The 14935-nt window shown below is 70.2% G+C and carries 17 protein-coding genes and 1 pseudogene; 9 read left to right on the plus strand and 9 right to left on the minus strand.

What is annotated here, in order from left to right:
- The first annotated feature begins 18 nt into the window (after positions 1-18).
- Positions 19-1023, plus strand: coding sequence for a sugar ABC transporter substrate-binding protein (locus tag OHU89_RS05065; protein WP_405640176.1), 1005 nt, complete (start codon positions 19-21; stop codon positions 1021-1023).
- Positions 1024-1198: 175 nt separating this feature from the next.
- Complete coding sequence (locus OHU89_RS05070) at positions 1199-1651, plus strand: hypothetical protein (RefSeq protein ID WP_405640178.1); 453 nt, start codon at positions 1199-1201, stop codon at positions 1649-1651.
- Positions 1652-1667: 16 nt separating this feature from the next.
- Here OHU89_RS05070 and OHU89_RS05075 read toward each other — a convergent pair whose 3' ends face one another.
- Positions 1668-2822 (minus strand): MFS transporter, encoded by a 1155-nt coding sequence (locus OHU89_RS05075; protein WP_405654315.1) that lies wholly within the window; start codon positions 2820-2822, stop codon positions 1668-1670.
- A 175-nt stretch (positions 2823-2997) separates the two neighbouring features.
- Positions 2998-3882 (minus strand): PfkB family carbohydrate kinase, encoded by an 885-nt coding sequence (locus OHU89_RS05080; protein WP_405640180.1) that lies wholly within the window; start codon positions 3880-3882, stop codon positions 2998-3000.
- Positions 3883-4072: 190 nt separating this feature from the next.
- On the opposite strand from OHU89_RS05080, the gene OHU89_RS05085 reads away from it, so the two are divergent.
- On the plus strand, positions 4073-4456 hold the full coding sequence (locus OHU89_RS05085) for a VOC family protein (protein WP_405640182.1): 384 nt from the start codon (positions 4073-4075) through the stop codon (positions 4454-4456).
- A 16-nt stretch (positions 4457-4472) separates the two neighbouring features.
- Here the strand turns inward: OHU89_RS05085 and OHU89_RS05090 are convergent, their stop codons facing one another.
- Positions 4473-5153, minus strand: a complete 681-nt coding sequence (locus OHU89_RS05090; protein ID WP_405640183.1) for a hypothetical protein — start codon at positions 5151-5153, stop codon at positions 4473-4475.
- A 64-nt stretch (positions 5154-5217) separates the two neighbouring features.
- On the opposite strand from OHU89_RS05090, the gene OHU89_RS05095 reads away from it, so the two are divergent.
- Positions 5218-5709 carry a CGNR zinc finger domain-containing protein gene (locus OHU89_RS05095; RefSeq protein WP_266897205.1) on the plus strand — a complete coding sequence of 164 codons (492 nt, stop codon included), beginning with the start codon at positions 5218-5220 and terminating at the stop codon, positions 5707-5709.
- A 38-nt stretch (positions 5710-5747) separates the two neighbouring features.
- Here the strand turns inward: OHU89_RS05095 and OHU89_RS05100 are convergent, their stop codons facing one another.
- The 3 genes from OHU89_RS05100 to OHU89_RS05110 all read right to left on the minus strand — a co-directional run bounded on the left by OHU89_RS05100 (position 5748) and on the right by OHU89_RS05110 (position 8753).
- Positions 5748-6002: a DUF3040 domain-containing protein gene (locus OHU89_RS05100; protein WP_405640185.1), complete on the minus strand. Its 255-nt coding sequence runs from the start codon at positions 6000-6002 to the stop codon at positions 5748-5750.
- 105 nt (positions 6003-6107) lie between these two features.
- Positions 6108-7343, minus strand: a complete 1236-nt coding sequence (locus OHU89_RS05105) for a cation:proton antiporter (RefSeq protein ID WP_405640187.1) — start codon at positions 7341-7343, stop codon at positions 6108-6110.
- 348 nt (positions 7344-7691) lie between these two features.
- The gene (locus OHU89_RS05110) at positions 7692-8753 is read right to left on the minus strand and encodes an oxygenase MpaB family protein (protein WP_405640189.1); all 1062 of its coding nucleotides are present in this window, start codon (positions 8751-8753) and stop codon (positions 7692-7694) included.
- Between the two features lie 152 nt (positions 8754-8905).
- On the opposite strand from OHU89_RS05110, the gene OHU89_RS05115 reads away from it, so the two are divergent.
- Positions 8906-9493 carry a TetR/AcrR family transcriptional regulator gene (locus OHU89_RS05115; RefSeq protein WP_405640191.1) on the plus strand — a complete coding sequence of 196 codons (588 nt, stop codon included), beginning with the start codon at positions 8906-8908 and terminating at the stop codon, positions 9491-9493.
- A 16-nt stretch (positions 9494-9509) separates the two neighbouring features.
- Here the strand turns inward: OHU89_RS05115 and OHU89_RS05120 are convergent, their stop codons facing one another.
- Together OHU89_RS05120 and OHU89_RS05125 are read right to left on the minus strand one after the other, a co-directional pair.
- Positions 9510-10454: an expansin EXLX1 family cellulose-binding protein gene (locus tag OHU89_RS05120; protein WP_405640193.1), complete on the minus strand. Its 945-nt coding sequence runs from the start codon at positions 10452-10454 to the stop codon at positions 9510-9512.
- A 126-nt stretch (positions 10455-10580) separates the two neighbouring features.
- Positions 10581-11153: pseudogene (locus OHU89_RS05125) on the minus strand (GNAT family N-acetyltransferase).
- An 87-nt stretch (positions 11154-11240) separates the two neighbouring features.
- On the opposite strand from OHU89_RS05125, the gene OHU89_RS05130 reads away from it, so the two are divergent.
- From OHU89_RS05130 to OHU89_RS05145, 4 genes are read left to right on the plus strand one after another with little or no spacing between them, the layout of a single operon-like run.
- Complete coding sequence (locus tag OHU89_RS05130; RefSeq protein WP_405640195.1) at positions 11241-11699, plus strand: GNAT family N-acetyltransferase; 459 nt, start codon at positions 11241-11243, stop codon at positions 11697-11699.
- A gap of 40 nt (positions 11700-11739) precedes the next feature.
- Entirely contained in the window at positions 11740-12612 is an 873-nt protein-coding gene (locus OHU89_RS05135; protein ID WP_405640197.1) for a fructosamine kinase family protein, read from the plus strand.
- A gap of 29 nt (positions 12613-12641) precedes the next feature.
- Positions 12642-13493: an SDR family oxidoreductase gene (locus OHU89_RS05140; RefSeq protein WP_405640199.1), complete on the plus strand. Its 852-nt coding sequence runs from the start codon at positions 12642-12644 to the stop codon at positions 13491-13493.
- A 10-nt stretch (positions 13494-13503) separates the two neighbouring features.
- Entirely contained in the window at positions 13504-14040 is a 537-nt protein-coding gene (locus tag OHU89_RS05145; RefSeq protein ID WP_405640201.1) for an AAA family ATPase, read from the plus strand.
- On the opposite strand, the gene OHU89_RS05150 is transcribed toward OHU89_RS05145, so the two are convergent.
- On the minus strand, positions 14012-14890 hold the full coding sequence (locus OHU89_RS05150; protein ID WP_405640203.1) for a shikimate dehydrogenase: 879 nt from the start codon (positions 14888-14890) through the stop codon (positions 14012-14014). The two genes, OHU89_RS05145 and OHU89_RS05150, sit on opposite strands and share 29 nt — an antisense overlap.
- Between the last annotated feature and the right edge of the window lie 45 nt (positions 14891-14935).

Consider the following 14935-nt stretch of genomic DNA (forward strand, 5'->3'; position numbering starts at 1 on the left):
CAGCGAGGTGCAAGGGACATGCACAGACACCACCGAGCCGCCACTCTGACCGCCACGGTTCTCGTCGGCGCCCTGTTCGCGACCGGCTGCTCCAGCAGTTCCGGTGGCAAGAAGTCCGAGGAAGGCGACGCGGCGGCCCCCGCGGGCAAGGCCAACACACCGCGCATGACCGTGGCCATGGTCACCCACGCCTCCCCCGGCGACACCTTCTGGGACCTCGTCCGCAAGGGCGCCCAGGCCGCGGCCGCCAAGGACAACATCAAGCTCGTCTACTCCAGCGACCCCAGCGCCGGAACCCAGGCCAACCTCGTCCAGAACGCCATCGACCAGAAGGTCGACGGCATCGCCCTCACCGCGGCCAAGCCCGACGCCCTCAAGGACGTCATCGCCAAGGCCAAGGCGGCCGGCATCCCCGTCGTCGGCTTCAACTCCGGCGTCGACAACTGGAAAGACCTCGGCATGCTCGAGTACTTCGGGCAGGACGAGAACATCGCCGGTCAGGCCTTCGGTGAACGCCTCGACCAACTCGGCGCCAAATACGCCCTGTGCGTCATCCAGGAACAGGGCCAGGTCGCCCTGGAAGCCCGCTGCGCCGGCCTGAAGAAGGGCTTCAGCGGCAAGACCGACACGCTCTACGTCAACGGCACCGACATGCCGTCCGTGAAGTCCACCATCACCGCCAAGCTCAGGGCCGACTCCTCCATCGACCAGGTCGTCACCCTCGGCGCGCCCATCGCGCTGACCGCGGTGCAGTCCCTGTCCGACGCCGGCAGCAAGGCCAGGATCGCCACCTTCGACCTCAACAAGGACCTCGTCAAGGCCGTCCAGGAAGGCACCGTCGAGTTCGCCGTCGACCAGCAGCCCTACCTCCAGGGCTACCTCGCCGTCGACTCACTGTGGCTCTACAAGAACAACGGCAACTTCAGCGGGGGCGGCACCGCACCCGTCCTCACCGGACCGGCGTTCATCACCAAGGACAACGCCGACGCCGTCGCCGAGTTCGCCGCGAAGGGCACCCGGTGATGAGCGTGACCCAGCATGCCGGGCCGGCGGTGACCACACCGCCGGCCCCCGGCCCGAAAGGGACCGACGGCCGGACCGCTCAACGACCCCTGGCGTTGCGTCTGTTGGCCTGCCCCGTAGAGGCGCCCCGGAAATCGGGGCGCCGAATCGGGGCCGTGCTCGGCAGACTCCTGGCATGTCCACAGAGTTGAGCGGAATGATCGAGTGCAGGCCCTTGGCGCGGATCTGGGGTGAGGATGACGAGGACGCCGTATGGCACTCCGCCATCGACCTCTTTCTCCTCAACACCGGCAACGCCTATGACGCTCTCGCCTGCCTCTTCGGTGTCCGCAATTCGTTCGGGTTCCGGCCGCTGGCCGCGGATCGTGGGCTGCCGGAGGACGCCTCGGACGGACTCCGGGACTCGTTCCGTGCGTGGGAAGGGCCGGACGGCGCGTACGGAACGACCTGGATCAGCTGGGCCGAGCTGTCGGCCGCCGACTGGGAGGAGACCGACGCGTCCGGCAGGCGCAGCCGCAGCGCCGTTGCCGGGGCGGGGACCCACTGGGCGCCGGTCTGGGATGTGATGCGGACGCTGGGCGCGCTGCATGGGCCGGAGCATGTGCGCCTCGTGGTGTGGTTCGCCTGAGCCCGCAGGGAGGCGCTCAGTGTCGACGTGCCTGGCGCGCGGCGACAGCCATGACCAGTACGGCGATCAGGGTGATCCCGGCGCCGACGTAGAGCGGTGCGGTGTAGCCGAGCCCCGCGGTGATGGCCAGCCCTCCGAGCCAGGCGCCGAGGGCGTTGCCGATGTTGGACGCGGAGACGTTGGCGCTGGCGGCCAGTGCCGCGCCGTGGGCGACGTCGGTGACGCGGGTGATCATGCCGGGCACGGCGGCGAACCCGAACAGGCCCATCAGGAACACCAGGAGGACCGACGCGGTGGGGCTGGTGGCGAGGAGGCCGAACGCGGCCAGGGTGACGGTGAGTCCGAGCAGGGCGAGGACCAGGGCGTGGTCCCGGTCCCGGTCGGCCGCGCGTCCGCCGATCAGGTTCCCGACGACCAGGCCGACGCCGTACACCATCAGCAGCCAGGCGACATCGCCCGAGGAGAAGCCGCCGACCTCGGTGAAGGTGTAGGCGATGTAGCTGAACGCGCCGAACATGCCGCCGTAGCCGAGGCCGGTGGCGGTCAGGGTCAGCCAGACCTGCCAGGAGCGGAACGCACGGAACTGTGCGCGCAGACCGTCGGCCGGTGTCCTTGCGGGGTGGCCGGTTTGGGTGGGGACGAGGGCTGCGATTCCCGTCAGTGCCAGTACGCCGATCGCGGTGACCGCCCAGAAAGCCGCCCGCCAGCCCCAGCGTTCGCCGACGAGCGCGCCGAACGGCACGCCCAGCACGTTCGCCAGGGTCAGCCCGGCGAACATCACCGCCACCGCGCGGGATTTGCGCTCCGGCGCCACCAGACTGCGAGCGACCAGGGAGCCGATTCCGAAGAACGAACCGTGGCACAACGCCGCCACGACCCTGCCGAGCAGCATCACCTGATAGTTCGGCGCGAGCGCGGACAGCAGGTTGCCGATGACGAACAACGCCACCAGGCCGACCAGGACCTGTTTGCGGGGCAGCCGTGTCGTGGCCGCGGTCAGCGCGATGGCGCCGATCGCGACGCTCAACGCGTATCCGGAGATCAGCCAGCCTGCTGCCGCTTCCGATACGGCGAGACTCGACGCGACCTGGGGCAGCAGTCCGGCGATCAGGAACTCGGTCAGTCCGATGCCGAAGCCGCCGAGTGCCAGCGCGATGAGCCCACTTGGCATGCGTCGGCGTTCGAGGGGGCGGTCGTGCAGAACGGGGTGGGGGTTGGCGGCTCTCATCTGTCCGTCGTCGCCTTGTCGGATTCGCGCATGCGTCGACCCTCACGCGTGGGCGGCTGATCCGTCCATGGACAAAGATCTACGGCACTTGGATGAAAGTGCGGCGCGGTGCGGCCTCTTACTCTCCTCGCATCCAGGCGCGGGTTCCGAACGAGGTGCAGGCTCTGGATGCCACCGCGGCCGCGGCGCGTAGGGCCTCGGTGAAGTGCTGTGAGGTCAAGTGGCCCTGGAGTGCGAGGTGGTGGGTGAGGGCTCCGTGCAGGACGTCTCCCGCGCCGAGCGTGTCCGTCACGGGGACCGTCGGAACGTCCACTGTGCCGCTGTCGTCGGGGCCGAGCCAGACGATGGGTTCTGCGCCTTGGGTGACTGCCGACCAGCGGACACCGTGCTCCTGGAGGAAGCGCAGGGTTTCGGTGGGTGTGGTCGTGCCGAGTGGGTGGAAGTCCGCCGAGCAGACGGCCACGTCGATCGAGGGCAGCAGGTTCTCCATGCCGTCCTTCCAGCTGCCCGCGTCGAGGACGGTCGGGCGGCCGATTGCTCGTGCGGTGTGGGCGGCGGACACGGCGAGTTCCATGTGGTGGCCGTCGAACTCGACGATGTCGCAGGCTGCCACGAGCGTGTCGAGGTCGTCGGGTGGGGTGACGCGGTGGCCCGTCGCGTTGGTCGAGGCGACGGCGCGTTCTCCGGTGGACGCGGTGACCATGATGGAGGAGACGGCCGGGGGCTCGGTCGCCTCGGGCGTCAGGTCCGACACGGTGACGCCGAGTCGGTGCAGGTCGGTTGCGGCGCCGAGGCCCAGTGGATGGGAGCCGATCGCGGTGAGCAGGCGGGCCGCGCCGCCGAGGTGGCTGAAGGCCACGGCCGCGTTCGCCGCCGGGCCGCCTGCGGCGATGGTCTGCCGGCGCGACGTCAGTTTCTCGTTGGAGGCGGGTGCGTGGTCCACGAGTTGGATGACGTCGAGGGTGCACAGGCCGATGAACAGGCCCTCAGGGCGTCGGGGCATTGCCGGTTCCCTCACGCGAGACTCCTGCCGACGGTGCGTGGGGTCAGTGTACGAAGCGAGAGGAACCGTCGAGCGTAGCCGTAGCCGTAGCCAGTTACAAGGCAGCTCCCGGCCGTGCGCCCACGGTGCGCATGGAAGAGTGAGCGCGACTCGGTGGTGTTCGGTAGGGAGATCGGGAAGGCTCGCGCGCATGGTTTCGGTAGTGCAGAACGTGGCGATCGACTGTGCGGACGCCTATGAACTGGCCCGGTTCTGGAGCGGTGTGACAGGCCGTCCGCTGCATCCGGAGGACGGGCCGGGGGCCCGGGAGACTCAGGTGATGCTGGCGGAGGGCCCGGTGTTGTACTTCAACCAGGTGCCCGAGCCCAAGACGATCAAGAACCGCATCCATCTGTGTCTGCGTCCTGAGACCTCCCGCGATGAGGAAGTGGACCGGCTCCTGGGCCTCGGTGCCACCTTCGTCGCCGATCACCGGAATCCCGATGGGTCTGGCTGGGCGATCCTCGCCGATCCCGAAGGCAACGAATTCTGTGTTCTGCGCAGCGAGTCCGACCGAGCGACCATGAATTCCTGAGGCGGCGCTCGGTGGATCAGTCCTCGGACAGGAGCCAGCCGATGCGCAGTTCCTCGGCACCCGGGCGGAACGTCCGCATGAGCTCGGCGCGTTCGGGGTCGTTCTCGGGGAGGCTGTCGGCGAGGAGGGCCTGCGCGGCGATTGTCTGGGGCCGGGCGCCGAGCGCGGCGCGCAGATGGAGCGAGCGGCGCAGCATCGCGATCCGCTCGGCGGGCTCCTTGTGCGGTGCGAGGTGGCGGATGATGTAGGACTCGAAGTAGCCGTCGCCGTGCTTGGTCGCGATCTCGAGAGCTGTCTCGTAGAGCGGGAGGGCGCCGGCCGTGTCCTCGTCGATGTTGTCCAGCAGGACCGCCCAGTGGTACTCGGCCCAGGCGCGCTGCTTCTCGTCGCCGCTCTCGACCGCCGCGCGGTAGCCGGCCTCGGCCGCGGCGCGGTCGTCGGGACGGGCGTCGCGCTGGAACAGCAGGCGGCTGTAGGCCAGTCGCGCCGTGAGCAAGTGCGCGGTCGATGATGCGGGATCGAGCGCCGCGACCGCCTTCTCGGCCTCCTCGTGACCCTCGATCCGGAAGAACCAGCGGTCGACGGCGATCTCGGCGCGCAGTTCGGGATCGGTGTCCGGGTCCAGGGCGGCGAGCGCGGCGTCCCATTCCCCGAGCAGGTGCAGACGGCGGGCCACGTAGGTGTCGTCGGATAACATGGCGCCTACATTAAGAAGCGTCGATGTAGGTGGTCAAGTGCAATACGGTGACTACATTGGGAACGTGACACGGCTGGCCGTCGAGCTGGCCAATACCGGAACCCTCGACCAGCACGGCGAACTGGTCGCCGCGTTCTTCGCGGAGCACGAGATCACTCCGCCGCCGGGCGGTGACTATGGCGAGCTGCCCGACCTCGTGCGCACGGCCCTGGCGCAGTCGGTCGACGGCACAGCCCCCGACGCCGTGCACCGTCTGCTGCGCGACTATCCGCCGGACATGCACCTGTCCGACCATGACGGCCTCGGCGGCTGGCACATCCACTTCAGCCGCAACGGCACCCCGGCCCAGCGCTGGGTCGGACAGCTGATCGCCGCCAAGCTCGCCCTGGTCGTGGCCGGGGATCCGGCGGTGACGCTGGGGCGGTGCGCCGCGGCCGGGTGCGACAACTACTTCGTGGACCAGTCGCGGAACCGCACACGCCGGTTCTGCTCCAACGCGTGCGCGAGCCGGACGACCGTCGCGGCTCATCGGGCCCGGGCGGCGAAGAACTCCTAGACACAACTAGCTTTGGTAGAACTGGTGGTGAGGGAGTGTCAGGTTGGCGGATCGAGCAACTGCGCGGCCAGGCCAACCCCTACCAGGCCAGTGGCGATGAGCAGCCCGTTCGCCACGATCACCCCGCCGATCAGGATGGCCGTCGCGACGGCCAGGGACCACCAGGCCCCCGTGCGCCGGAACTCACGGGGGCGACGCGGGCGTCCGATGCTCATCGCCCTGGCGAACAGGGGATCGTCACATGCGCAGCGTGCTTCGAGCGCGACCAGACGCTCGTCCTCGGATCGGGGCATGCCTTCTCCTTCGCGCCATGCGCTGTGCGGGGCTGGGGAGAGCGGTTGGCTGGACACACGATGAGCGTGGTCAGAGATACGTCCCGGCTCGCGCTGCCCGGCTCTCTATGCATTCTCCCTAACAGGTGGCCCCTGCAAACAAGTGTCGGCCAAGGGTTGGCGGCCCGGCCTCCGAGAACCCATGAACGCCAGGGCGCGGGCCAGTAGTTCGGAGCGTCCGGCGACGACCGGGCCCAGGACCGCGAGCACCAGGACGTATCCGGCGATGAACGGAGCGAGGCGGTCGTCGAGGCCCGCGCTGGTCGCCATCGCGGCCAGGATCAGGGCGAACTCCCCGCGGGCGACCAGGGTGGTGGCGATCTCCGCGGCGCGCTCGGGACCGTAGCCGTACAGGCGTGCCACGAGGAGTCCCGCGACGATGTTCATGACCACGGTCAGTGCCGCCGCCGCGGCCACCGGTCCGGCGACGCTCGCGACGACGCCGGGGTCGATGGCCAGTCCGAAGGCGAAGAAGAAGATGGCCGCGAAGGCGTCTCGCAAGGGGTGCACGAGTCGGCGGATCCGGGCGGCGGAAGGGGTGCCGGCGAGGATGAGTCCGACCATGAAGGCGCCGATGGCGTCGGCGACGCCCAGGACCTCGGAGATACCGGCCACGAGAACCGCCGCACCGAGGAAGCTGATCACGAGCAGTTCGTTGTCGCGTACCGCGATCAGACGTCCGACCAGCCGGGTTCCGTAGCGGGCCGCGGCGGCCAGGGCCAGCAGGAAGCCGAATGCCTTGCCCGCCTGCCACAGCACGTCCGCGACACCTTGGGCGCCGCCGATGACCGGTTGAAGTGCCGCGAGATACAGGGCGAGGAAGATGTCCTCCACCACGATGACGCCCAGGATGAGGCGTGTCTCGGGGCGGCCGAGACGGCCCAGGTCGATGAGGATCTTGGTGCCGATCGCGGACGAGGAGATGCCCAGCACGCCGGCCAGCACCAGCGCCTCCCGGGTGCCCCATCCCAGGGCGAACCCGAAGCCCAGCCCCGCGCCGACGTTCAGCACCAGGTAGATGCCGCCTGCCGCCAGGAGCCGCCTGCCGCCGCTCCTGAGGTCGTCGAGGTGGAACTCCAGGCCCAGGTAGAACAGCAGAAGTACCAGGCCCAGTGCGGAGAGCATCTCGAAGTCGTGGGCGTCCTGGACCAGCACGATGCCGGGTGTGTGCGGGCCGAGCAGGATGCCGGCCAGCATGAACAGGGGGATGGTCGGAAGTCCGATCCTGCCGCCGAGGCGGGCGAGGAGGGCGGCCGCGAGGAAGGCGCCACCCATGGCCAGGAGGGTGTCAGCGTGCCCCACGGGTCACCTCCTTCGGCTGCGCGAGAGGTCGGGGTGGCTGCATCTGACGGGGATGGATACAAGTACTCCTTGTGGTGCGTGGCTGCCGACGTCTTCAGGGCGGCGCCGCGGCCGGGTGTCACCACCGGCTCGATCGGCGTCGTCTCCACGCTGACACGGCCCCCACACCCGCCACCATCGGTGTCAGCACTCATTTCGGCAGGTGCCGACGCCCGTCACGTCAGCGGACCGCTGCCCGCCGACCGGTTCTCGTCGGTGGCGGGCAGCGGGTCTGCGCGGTTTCGCGCGGCGGCCGAGGCGTGGCCGGCGACAGTCGTCGGCGTCGGCCCGGGAGTGCCTGACGGCTGATCAGGCCAGCGGGCCCAGGACGTCCTGGGACTCGATGAGCCCCTGGTCGCTGGGGGCCTTGCCGTCGCCGAAGACGCGGGCGGCCTGGCGGGCCCGGAACTCGAGATGGGCTTCGGCGGGCTTGGCGTATCCGTAGCGGGCGCGGGCTTCCGCCGGGGTCAGTACTTCCTCGTTGCGGGGCGGGATGCCCAGCCTGATCGGGGCGACCACCGGGACCGTGGAGGGCGACAGCAGGCCCAACAGCCGCAGTTCCACCTTGGGGTTGAGGTGGGCGAGGGCGAAGGACACCTTCATGACGGGCACGATGAGGAGGTCGAGCAGGCGGGACTGTCTGATCCCCGCCATCTCGCGCATCCAGCGCGGCATGGTGGCGATCGTGGCGATCCGCTGCGCCTTCGCGACGGCCAGACTCACCGGCTTCGCCCACAGCGGCACCGGCGGCAGTACGAGCTCGGTCCGCAGGAGGTGGTTCATTGCCTGGCGCGCGATCGGGCTGGCGGACAGCCGGGGGCGCATCTCCTCGAAGTACGCCCGTATCCCGTCACGGGTGCGGGGGACGTCGTCCGGGGAGCACGTCTGGAGCTCCGCGGCGAGCGCACATGCCTCCCAGTACTCCTTCTCCTCCTGCGCGGTGAGCTTGCCGGGACCGTACTTCTCGTACGCGTAGAGGATCGAGTGCCAGCCGGTGAGCTGGATCCACAGCTGGGAGGCCGGGTCGTTGGCGTCGTACGTCCCGCCGCCGTACGGCAGCTCGCCGATCGCCTTGGAGTGGACCTTGACCAGGATGTCCGCGGCCTTGGACACCTCCCGCGAACCGGCGAAGGCCACCATCGCGAAGTACCGCAGGGTCCGGTCGTAGCGCGTACGGGCGCGCTGGTAGATGCCCTGGGTCCCGTGCACGGCGGCCACCAGCGGCGGGTCGAGCTCCTCCACCACCACGGCCCGCTGGAAACCCACGGTCGGCGCGGTCGGATAGCTCCAGACCTTCCACACCACCGAGCCGGGGCCGAAGAAGCCGTAGTCCTCGTGCGGTTGGACCTCGCTGCGCTTGAACCTCGTCATGGAGCCGCTCCCTGTGTGTCCGCGGCGTGGACCGCGACTCGATTACGACACCGCTGTCGTAAATTAAGACACGGGTGTCGTAAACTGCCAAGGTGTCAGCGTCCACGAATTCACCGGACAGGCCCCGCAGGCGACGGCCCTACGCCCCGCGCGTGCCGATCGAGGAACGCCGCGAGCAACTGCTCGACGCGGCCCTGGCCGTCATCGTCAGCGACGGCTACGACCGGATCTCCATCGACGCCATCGCCAAGCGGGCCGGTGTCGCCCGGTCGGTGGTCTACGGTGCCTTCGAGAATCTCGACGCCCTGCTGACCGCGCTGCTCGACCGGCAGCAGGCCCGCGCCTTCGAACGGCTGCTCAGGACCGTTCCGGACGCCGACGTGCTGCACGACCCGGCAGCGTTCGCCTCCGAAGCGGTGCGCCGGATGGCCGACATGCTCCACCAGGACCCGGACACCTGGCGGTTGATCCTGCTGCCGCCGGGCAACATGCCGACCGTCGTCCGCGACCGTATCGAGGCGGACCGGGAGCGGTTCCGGCTGCTGGTCGAGAAGTGGCTCTCCCTCGCCCTGACCGACCGGAGTGATCCGGGGCTCGACGCACAGGTCCTCGCCCACGCCCTCGTCGCCTGTGCGGAACACTTCGGCCGCGTCGCGCTCACCGAACCCGAGAAGTTCGACCTGCCACGGCTGATGGGCCAAGTGCGGGTGATCCTCGGCGCGTTGTGGCCGACGCGCTGACAGCCGTGGCTCGTCTTCAGTGCGCGGCGAACTGGACCCCGGTCGGCTGCACGGCCTCCGCACGCAGTGCGATCCCGTCGACCGTCAGCTGCTCGCCGTAGATGTCGGTGATCCTGATCGATCCGCCGCACCCGCTGCCCTGCTCGGAGAGGAAGTAGTTGTACTCGGTACGGGCCAGTCGGGTCCAGCCACTGCCCGTGCGCACCTCCAGGCGGGCCAGCGGATTGCGGTGGCCGCTGGCCTGGATGCCGCACCAGTAGCGCGTGGAGCCCGTCTTGTAGCGGATCGAGATCTTCTCGGACGTGGCGGGGCTGAGCAGAGTCCAGGTGATCGGGATCTGGCCGCGCGAGGGAGCGGCGAGCTTGGCGAAGGCCTGGGGGCTGAGGTCGAGTTGCCCGGGCGCGCAGGGCAGCGGGCACTCGTTGGTGATCCGGACCGTCACGGAGGCACCACCGGCGCGCACGAGGACATACGCTCCGCAGGCCTGGGAGGTCTCGTAGTCGGTGTGGTTCATCGCCGCGGTCATGGTGTCGTCGGTGGGACCGTAGGAGCAGGCGCCGTCACCGTTGCCGGTGTCGTAGAAGGTGGCCACCCCTTCGTAGGTGGTCCCGGGGCGGATCCGTCCGGCCAGTGATCCCACCGCGGCGGCTGTCTGCCGGGGGCTGGTGGTCGAGGGCCGGGCCTTCGGGGTGCTCGCGGTCGGCGACGGCGTGGTGGAGGGCTTGGCCTTCGTGGCCGTCGCCGTCGCCTTCGGGGATGGCGAGGAGGGCGTCGGGCCCGGTGTCGTGGGCGTCGCGCTCGACTCGGCGCCCACCGCGGATGCGGTGGTCTCGTGCCCGTCGTCGGGGACGAAGGCCACGATCAGGGAGGCGACGAGCGCGACGGTCGCCACGACGATCGAGGAGAGCACCCAGGTGCCCCGCCGAGCGGGGCGACGACGGTGTGAAGAGGACGACGCCACGGATGAGGTCCTTTACGTGGTTCGGGAGCACGCGTGCTGTGTGCAAGGCCCGGTGAAGAGAGCCTCCGACCCCTCAGTGGCCGCCGGAACCGAAAAGGTTGCCGCCCGTGTCGAAGAAATGCGCCGTCAGCGCAGATCGAGTCGCATCAGGATCCGTGGATGGCCGGCCAGCACGGACGTGGTGTCGGCGGCGTGCACGAATCCGGCACGCTCGAAGTTCCCGCGGATACCGGCGTACGCCATCGTCAGATCGACCCGGGCGTCACCGTTGTCCAGGGGATACGCCTCGATCACCGGTGCGCCGTGCTAGCGGGCGAAGTCGACGGCTCCGGTGATGAGGGCGTGCGAGATCCCCTGCTTGCGATGCCCGGGGCGCACGCGGATGCACCACAGCGACCACACCGGCAGGTCGTCCAGGTGGGGGATCTTCCGGTTGCGGGCGAAGGAGGTCTCCGAGCGCGGCGCCACAGCGGCCCAGCCGACGGGGTCGTCACCGTCGTAGGCGAGCACCCCCGGAGGGAGCTCTGCGCGGCACAGCCCGGCGACGTACTCTCCGCGGGCCGGACCGCGCAGCTCGCTGTTGAGCCTGGAGGGAATCCGGTAGCTCAGGCACCAGCAGACGTTGGCGGTGGGCGACTTCGGTCCGAGCACCGCACTGACGTCCTCGAAGACCGAAGCCGGGCGTACCTCGATGGGCATGGCCGCCACGATGCCACGGGGTCGGCGACATCGCCGACACCGACGTGCGCGCCGCACACGCATGCGATTTACCCTAGCGTGGTGATCATGGCGCACTGGGAACTGCGGTCGGCGTCGACGGCCGACGTCGAGGTGATCGTCGAGCTGCGTGCCGTGGTGATGCGGCCGGACCTGGAACGGCTCGGGCGCTACGACGGGCAGCGGGTACGGCAGCGGCTGCGGGACAGCTTCGTCCCCGAGTACGCCTGGATCATCGAGGTGGACGGCGCGTTCGCCGGTTGCGTGGCACTGCGGCCCGCCGAGGACGCCCACTGGCTGGAACACTTCTTCGTGGCGCCGCACCTTCAGGGGAGCGGTGTCGGCTCGGGCGTCCTGCGGGAGCTGCTGGAGCGGTGCGACCGCGACGGCCTGTTGGTCCGGTTGAACGTGCTCCAGGGCAGCGCGGCCCGACGGCTGTACGAGCGGCACGGGTTCACCACCGAGTCGGAGGACCCGGTCGACGTGTTCATGGTGCGCAAGCCGGCATACGGCCTGGGCGGCGGTTGATCACGCCGGGGTTCTGCGGGGCGGACGGAGGCCAGGAGTAGTGCGCGAGGAAGGTGACGGGCCCGGGGCTGTGGCCGCGCGGCTGACCGGGCGTGCGGTGGTGGCACGGCGGCGGTTGACCGGTGTGGTCACCGAAGTCGCGCTGGACGGTGGGCCGGTGGTCGTCAAGGAGGCCGGGAGTGCAAGGGCCGCGCGCGCCGAGGCCGCCGGGCTGGGGTGGCTGGCCGATGCGGGGGCGGTGCGGGTGCCGGTCGTTCACGGCCTTGATCGGCAGTGGTTGGTGACCGGTTGGGTGGCGGAGGGGCGGCCCAGTGCCGGGGCCGCGGTGCGGTTCGGCCGTGAGCTCGCCGGGCTGCATGCCGCTGGTGCGGCGGCGTTCGGGGCGCCACCTCCCGGTGGTGATTCCGAGGCGTACATCGGGCTCGCCCCGATGCGGAATGTGCCGGGAAGCGACTGGCCCCGCTGGTACGCCGAGCACCGGGTGCTGCCCTATCTTCGTCAGGCCGTCGACCGTGGCACCGTGCTGCGCGACGAGGCGGTCGTGGTGGAGCGGGTCTGCGAGCGCCTGGCCGACCTCGCCGGGCCGCGTGAGGTACCTGCGCGGCTGCACGGGGATCTGTGGAGCGGCAATGTGCTGTGGGGTGCCGACGGCCATGTGTGGTTGATCGATCCGGCGGCACACGGCGGGCATCGCGAAACCGACCTCGCCATGCTTCAGCTCTTCGGCTGTCCCCATCTCACGGAGGTGCTGGAGGGCTACCAGGACGCCACACCCCTCGCCGCCGGTTGGCAGCAGCGCGTCGGCCTGCACCAGCTCTTCCCGCTCCTGGTCCACGCCGTGCTCTTCGGCCGCTCCTACGCCGAACAGGCCCTGGGCACGGCACGGCAGCTCCTGGCCGAGGCCGGCCACTGAGCTGCTGGCGTGCCTTACGGTGGGGCGCCATGAGAGTGCTGATCATCGGCGGGAGCGGGTTTCTGGGAACGGAGCTCGTGCGTCGGGCCACGGCCGCGGGCCGGGAGACGGCCGCGACGTACCAGTCCCGCCCCGGCGGCACCCCCGGAGCCTCGTGGCACCACGTCGACCTTCGTGTCCCCCAATGGATCGACGAGGTTCTGACCTCGGTCGCCCCCGACGTCGTCATCAACGCGACGAGTGGACAGAGCGACTGGGCGGTCACGGCCGACGGCTCGATCCGCGTGGCGATGGCCGCCGCGCGTCGCGGTTGCCGTCTGGTGCATGTCTCCAGCGACGCGGTGTTCTCCGGGTCCCGGATTCACTACGGCGAGAGCTGCCTGCCCGATCCGGTCACCCCGTATGGTGCGGCGAAGGCCGCCGCCGAGAGCGCGGTGCGGCTCCTGGCGCCGGCCGCCGCGGTCGCTCGCACCTCGTTGATCATCGGAAACGGCGGATCCGCGCACGAGCGCATGGTGCACGGCCTGGCGACGGGCACCGACGACGGCGTCCTGTTCACCGACACCATCCGCTGCCCGGTGCACGTCGAGGATCTCGCCTCCGCCCTGCTGGAACTCGCGGCATCCGACCGGCCCGGCATCTTCCACCTCGCCGGACCGGACGCCCTCAGCCGCCACGAACTCGGGGTCCTCATCGCCCGCCGCGACGGCCTCGACCCGACCCGACTGCCCGCTGGACGCCGAACCGACAGCCGCACACCCGGCGCCCTCGACGTCCGCCTCGACAGCACCGCCACACAGAGGCGCATCACCACACGCCTGCGCGGCGCCCGCGAGTTCCTTCGCACGGGGCACGGCCGGCACCCCGGCGACCGAGGGTAGGGTCCCCCGGGTGACGACGGTCCCCTCCCCCACCAGGCTGATCGTGCTGCGCGGAAACAGTGCGAGCGGGAAGAGCTCGGTGGCCGCGGGGCTGCGCGAGCGCTACGGCAGAGGCATCGCCCTGGTCAGTCAGGACACACTGCGCCGCGATGTGCTGCGCGAACGTGACGTCCCCGGCGCCGCGAACATCGGCCTGATCGATCTGACCGTGCGGCACGCCCTGGAACACGGTTTTCACACGGTGCTGGAAGGCATCCTGTACGTCGCCCACTACGGCGACATGCTCGCCGGACTCCTCACCGACTACGGTGACCGCGCGCACTGCTTCTACCTGGACGTCCCCTTCGAGGAGACCCTGTCCCGGCACGCCACCAAGCCCATCGCCGACACCGTCGGCAAGGACGAACTCCGGTCGTGGTACCGGGCGTTGGACCTGCTGCCCGGCGGTGTCGAGACGGTGATCCCGGCGGGCAGCACGCTGGACGCGACGGTCGGGCAGGTGCTGGATGTCCTCGGTGTCAGGTGTGCGCCTCCGGCGCCGCCGTGAGGTCCGCGAAGTCGGCCAGCATGGACGAGGTTCGTGGCTCGAGGCCCGTGAACTCCCGGAAGGCGTCCGCCGCTTGGTGGACGAGCATCCCGCCACCGTGCAGGGCGCGGCATCCGCGGCTGCGTGCGGCGCGCAGCAAGGGCGTCTCCAGCGGGCGGTAGACGAGGTCGGCCACCCACAGGCCGTCGTGGAGTGCGGAGACGGGCAGCGGGGTGCCGGGGTGGGCCGCCATGCCGACGGGGGTGGCGTTGATGACGCCGTCGGCGCCCGCCAGTTCCGCTTCGAGGTGTTCGGGGAGGCAGGCTTCGGCTCGTTCGCCTCCGGCGTCCTGGTTGAGTGCCTTGACCAGGGTGTGGGCGCGTTCGGTGAGGGTGTCCACGACGGTGAGGCGGGCGACGCCGAGGTCGAGCAGGGCGAAGGCGACGGCGGCGCCGGCTCCTCCGGCGCCGAGCTGGATCACATGCCGCAGGGGTGCGTCGGGCAGCCCGCGGGTGAAGGCCGCGCCGAAGCCGGTGATGTCGGTGTTGTGGCCGACCGCGCGGCCTTCGGAGGTGAAGACGACCGTGTTGACCGCGCCGAGGCGGGCGGCCGGCGCCGTCAGTTCGTCGAGCTGCGCGGCGATGAGCTGCTTGCAGGGGTGGGTGACGTTCAGTCCGTTGAAGCCGCAGTCCCGGGCGGCGTACGTGATGCGCCAGACGTCCTCGGCGGGCAGCGCGAGCGTTTCGATGTCGAGGAGCCGGTAGAGGTAGCGCACGCCGTGCCGGTCGGCCTCGCGCTGGTGGAGTTCGGGGCTGAGCGAGCGGCCGATGCCCGATCCGACAAGGCCGACGAGATACGAGTCCTGGGTCACGGCCGCTCCCGCAGTAATGTACGAACCAGTCCGTTATCTCTACCA

The organism is Streptomyces sp. NBC_00019 (genome assembly GCF_045041015.1).
Lineage (GTDB): Bacteria > Actinomycetota > Actinomycetes > Streptomycetales > Streptomycetaceae > Streptomyces.

Coding starts and splice junctions, on each gene's coding strand:
- OHU89_RS05065 (WP_405640176.1), top strand. CDS start 19: ATGCACAGACACCACCGAGCCGCCACTCTGACCGCCACGGTTCTCGTC.
- OHU89_RS05070 (WP_405640178.1), top strand. CDS start 1,199: ATGTCCACAGAGTTGAGCGGAATGATCGAGTGCAGGCCCTTGGCGCGG.
- OHU89_RS05075 (WP_405654315.1), bottom strand. CDS start 2,822: ATGCCAAGTGGGCTCATCGCGCTGGCACTCGGCGGCTTCGGCATCGGA.
- OHU89_RS05080 (WP_405640180.1), bottom strand. CDS start 3,882: ATGCCCCGACGCCCTGAGGGCCTGTTCATCGGCCTGTGCACCCTCGAC.
- OHU89_RS05085 (WP_405640182.1), top strand. CDS start 4,073: ATGGTTTCGGTAGTGCAGAACGTGGCGATCGACTGTGCGGACGCCTAT.
- OHU89_RS05090 (WP_405640183.1), bottom strand. CDS start 5,153: ATGTTATCCGACGACACCTACGTGGCCCGCCGTCTGCACCTGCTCGGG.
- OHU89_RS05100 (WP_405640185.1), bottom strand. CDS start 6,002: ATGCCCCGATCCGAGGACGAGCGTCTGGTCGCGCTCGAAGCACGCTGC.
- OHU89_RS05110 (WP_405640189.1), bottom strand. CDS start 8,753: ATGACGAGGTTCAAGCGCAGCGAGGTCCAACCGCACGAGGACTACGGC.
- OHU89_RS05130 (WP_405640195.1), top strand. CDS start 11,241: ATGGCGCACTGGGAACTGCGGTCGGCGTCGACGGCCGACGTCGAGGTG.
- OHU89_RS05140 (WP_405640199.1), top strand. CDS start 12,642: ATGAGAGTGCTGATCATCGGCGGGAGCGGGTTTCTGGGAACGGAGCTC.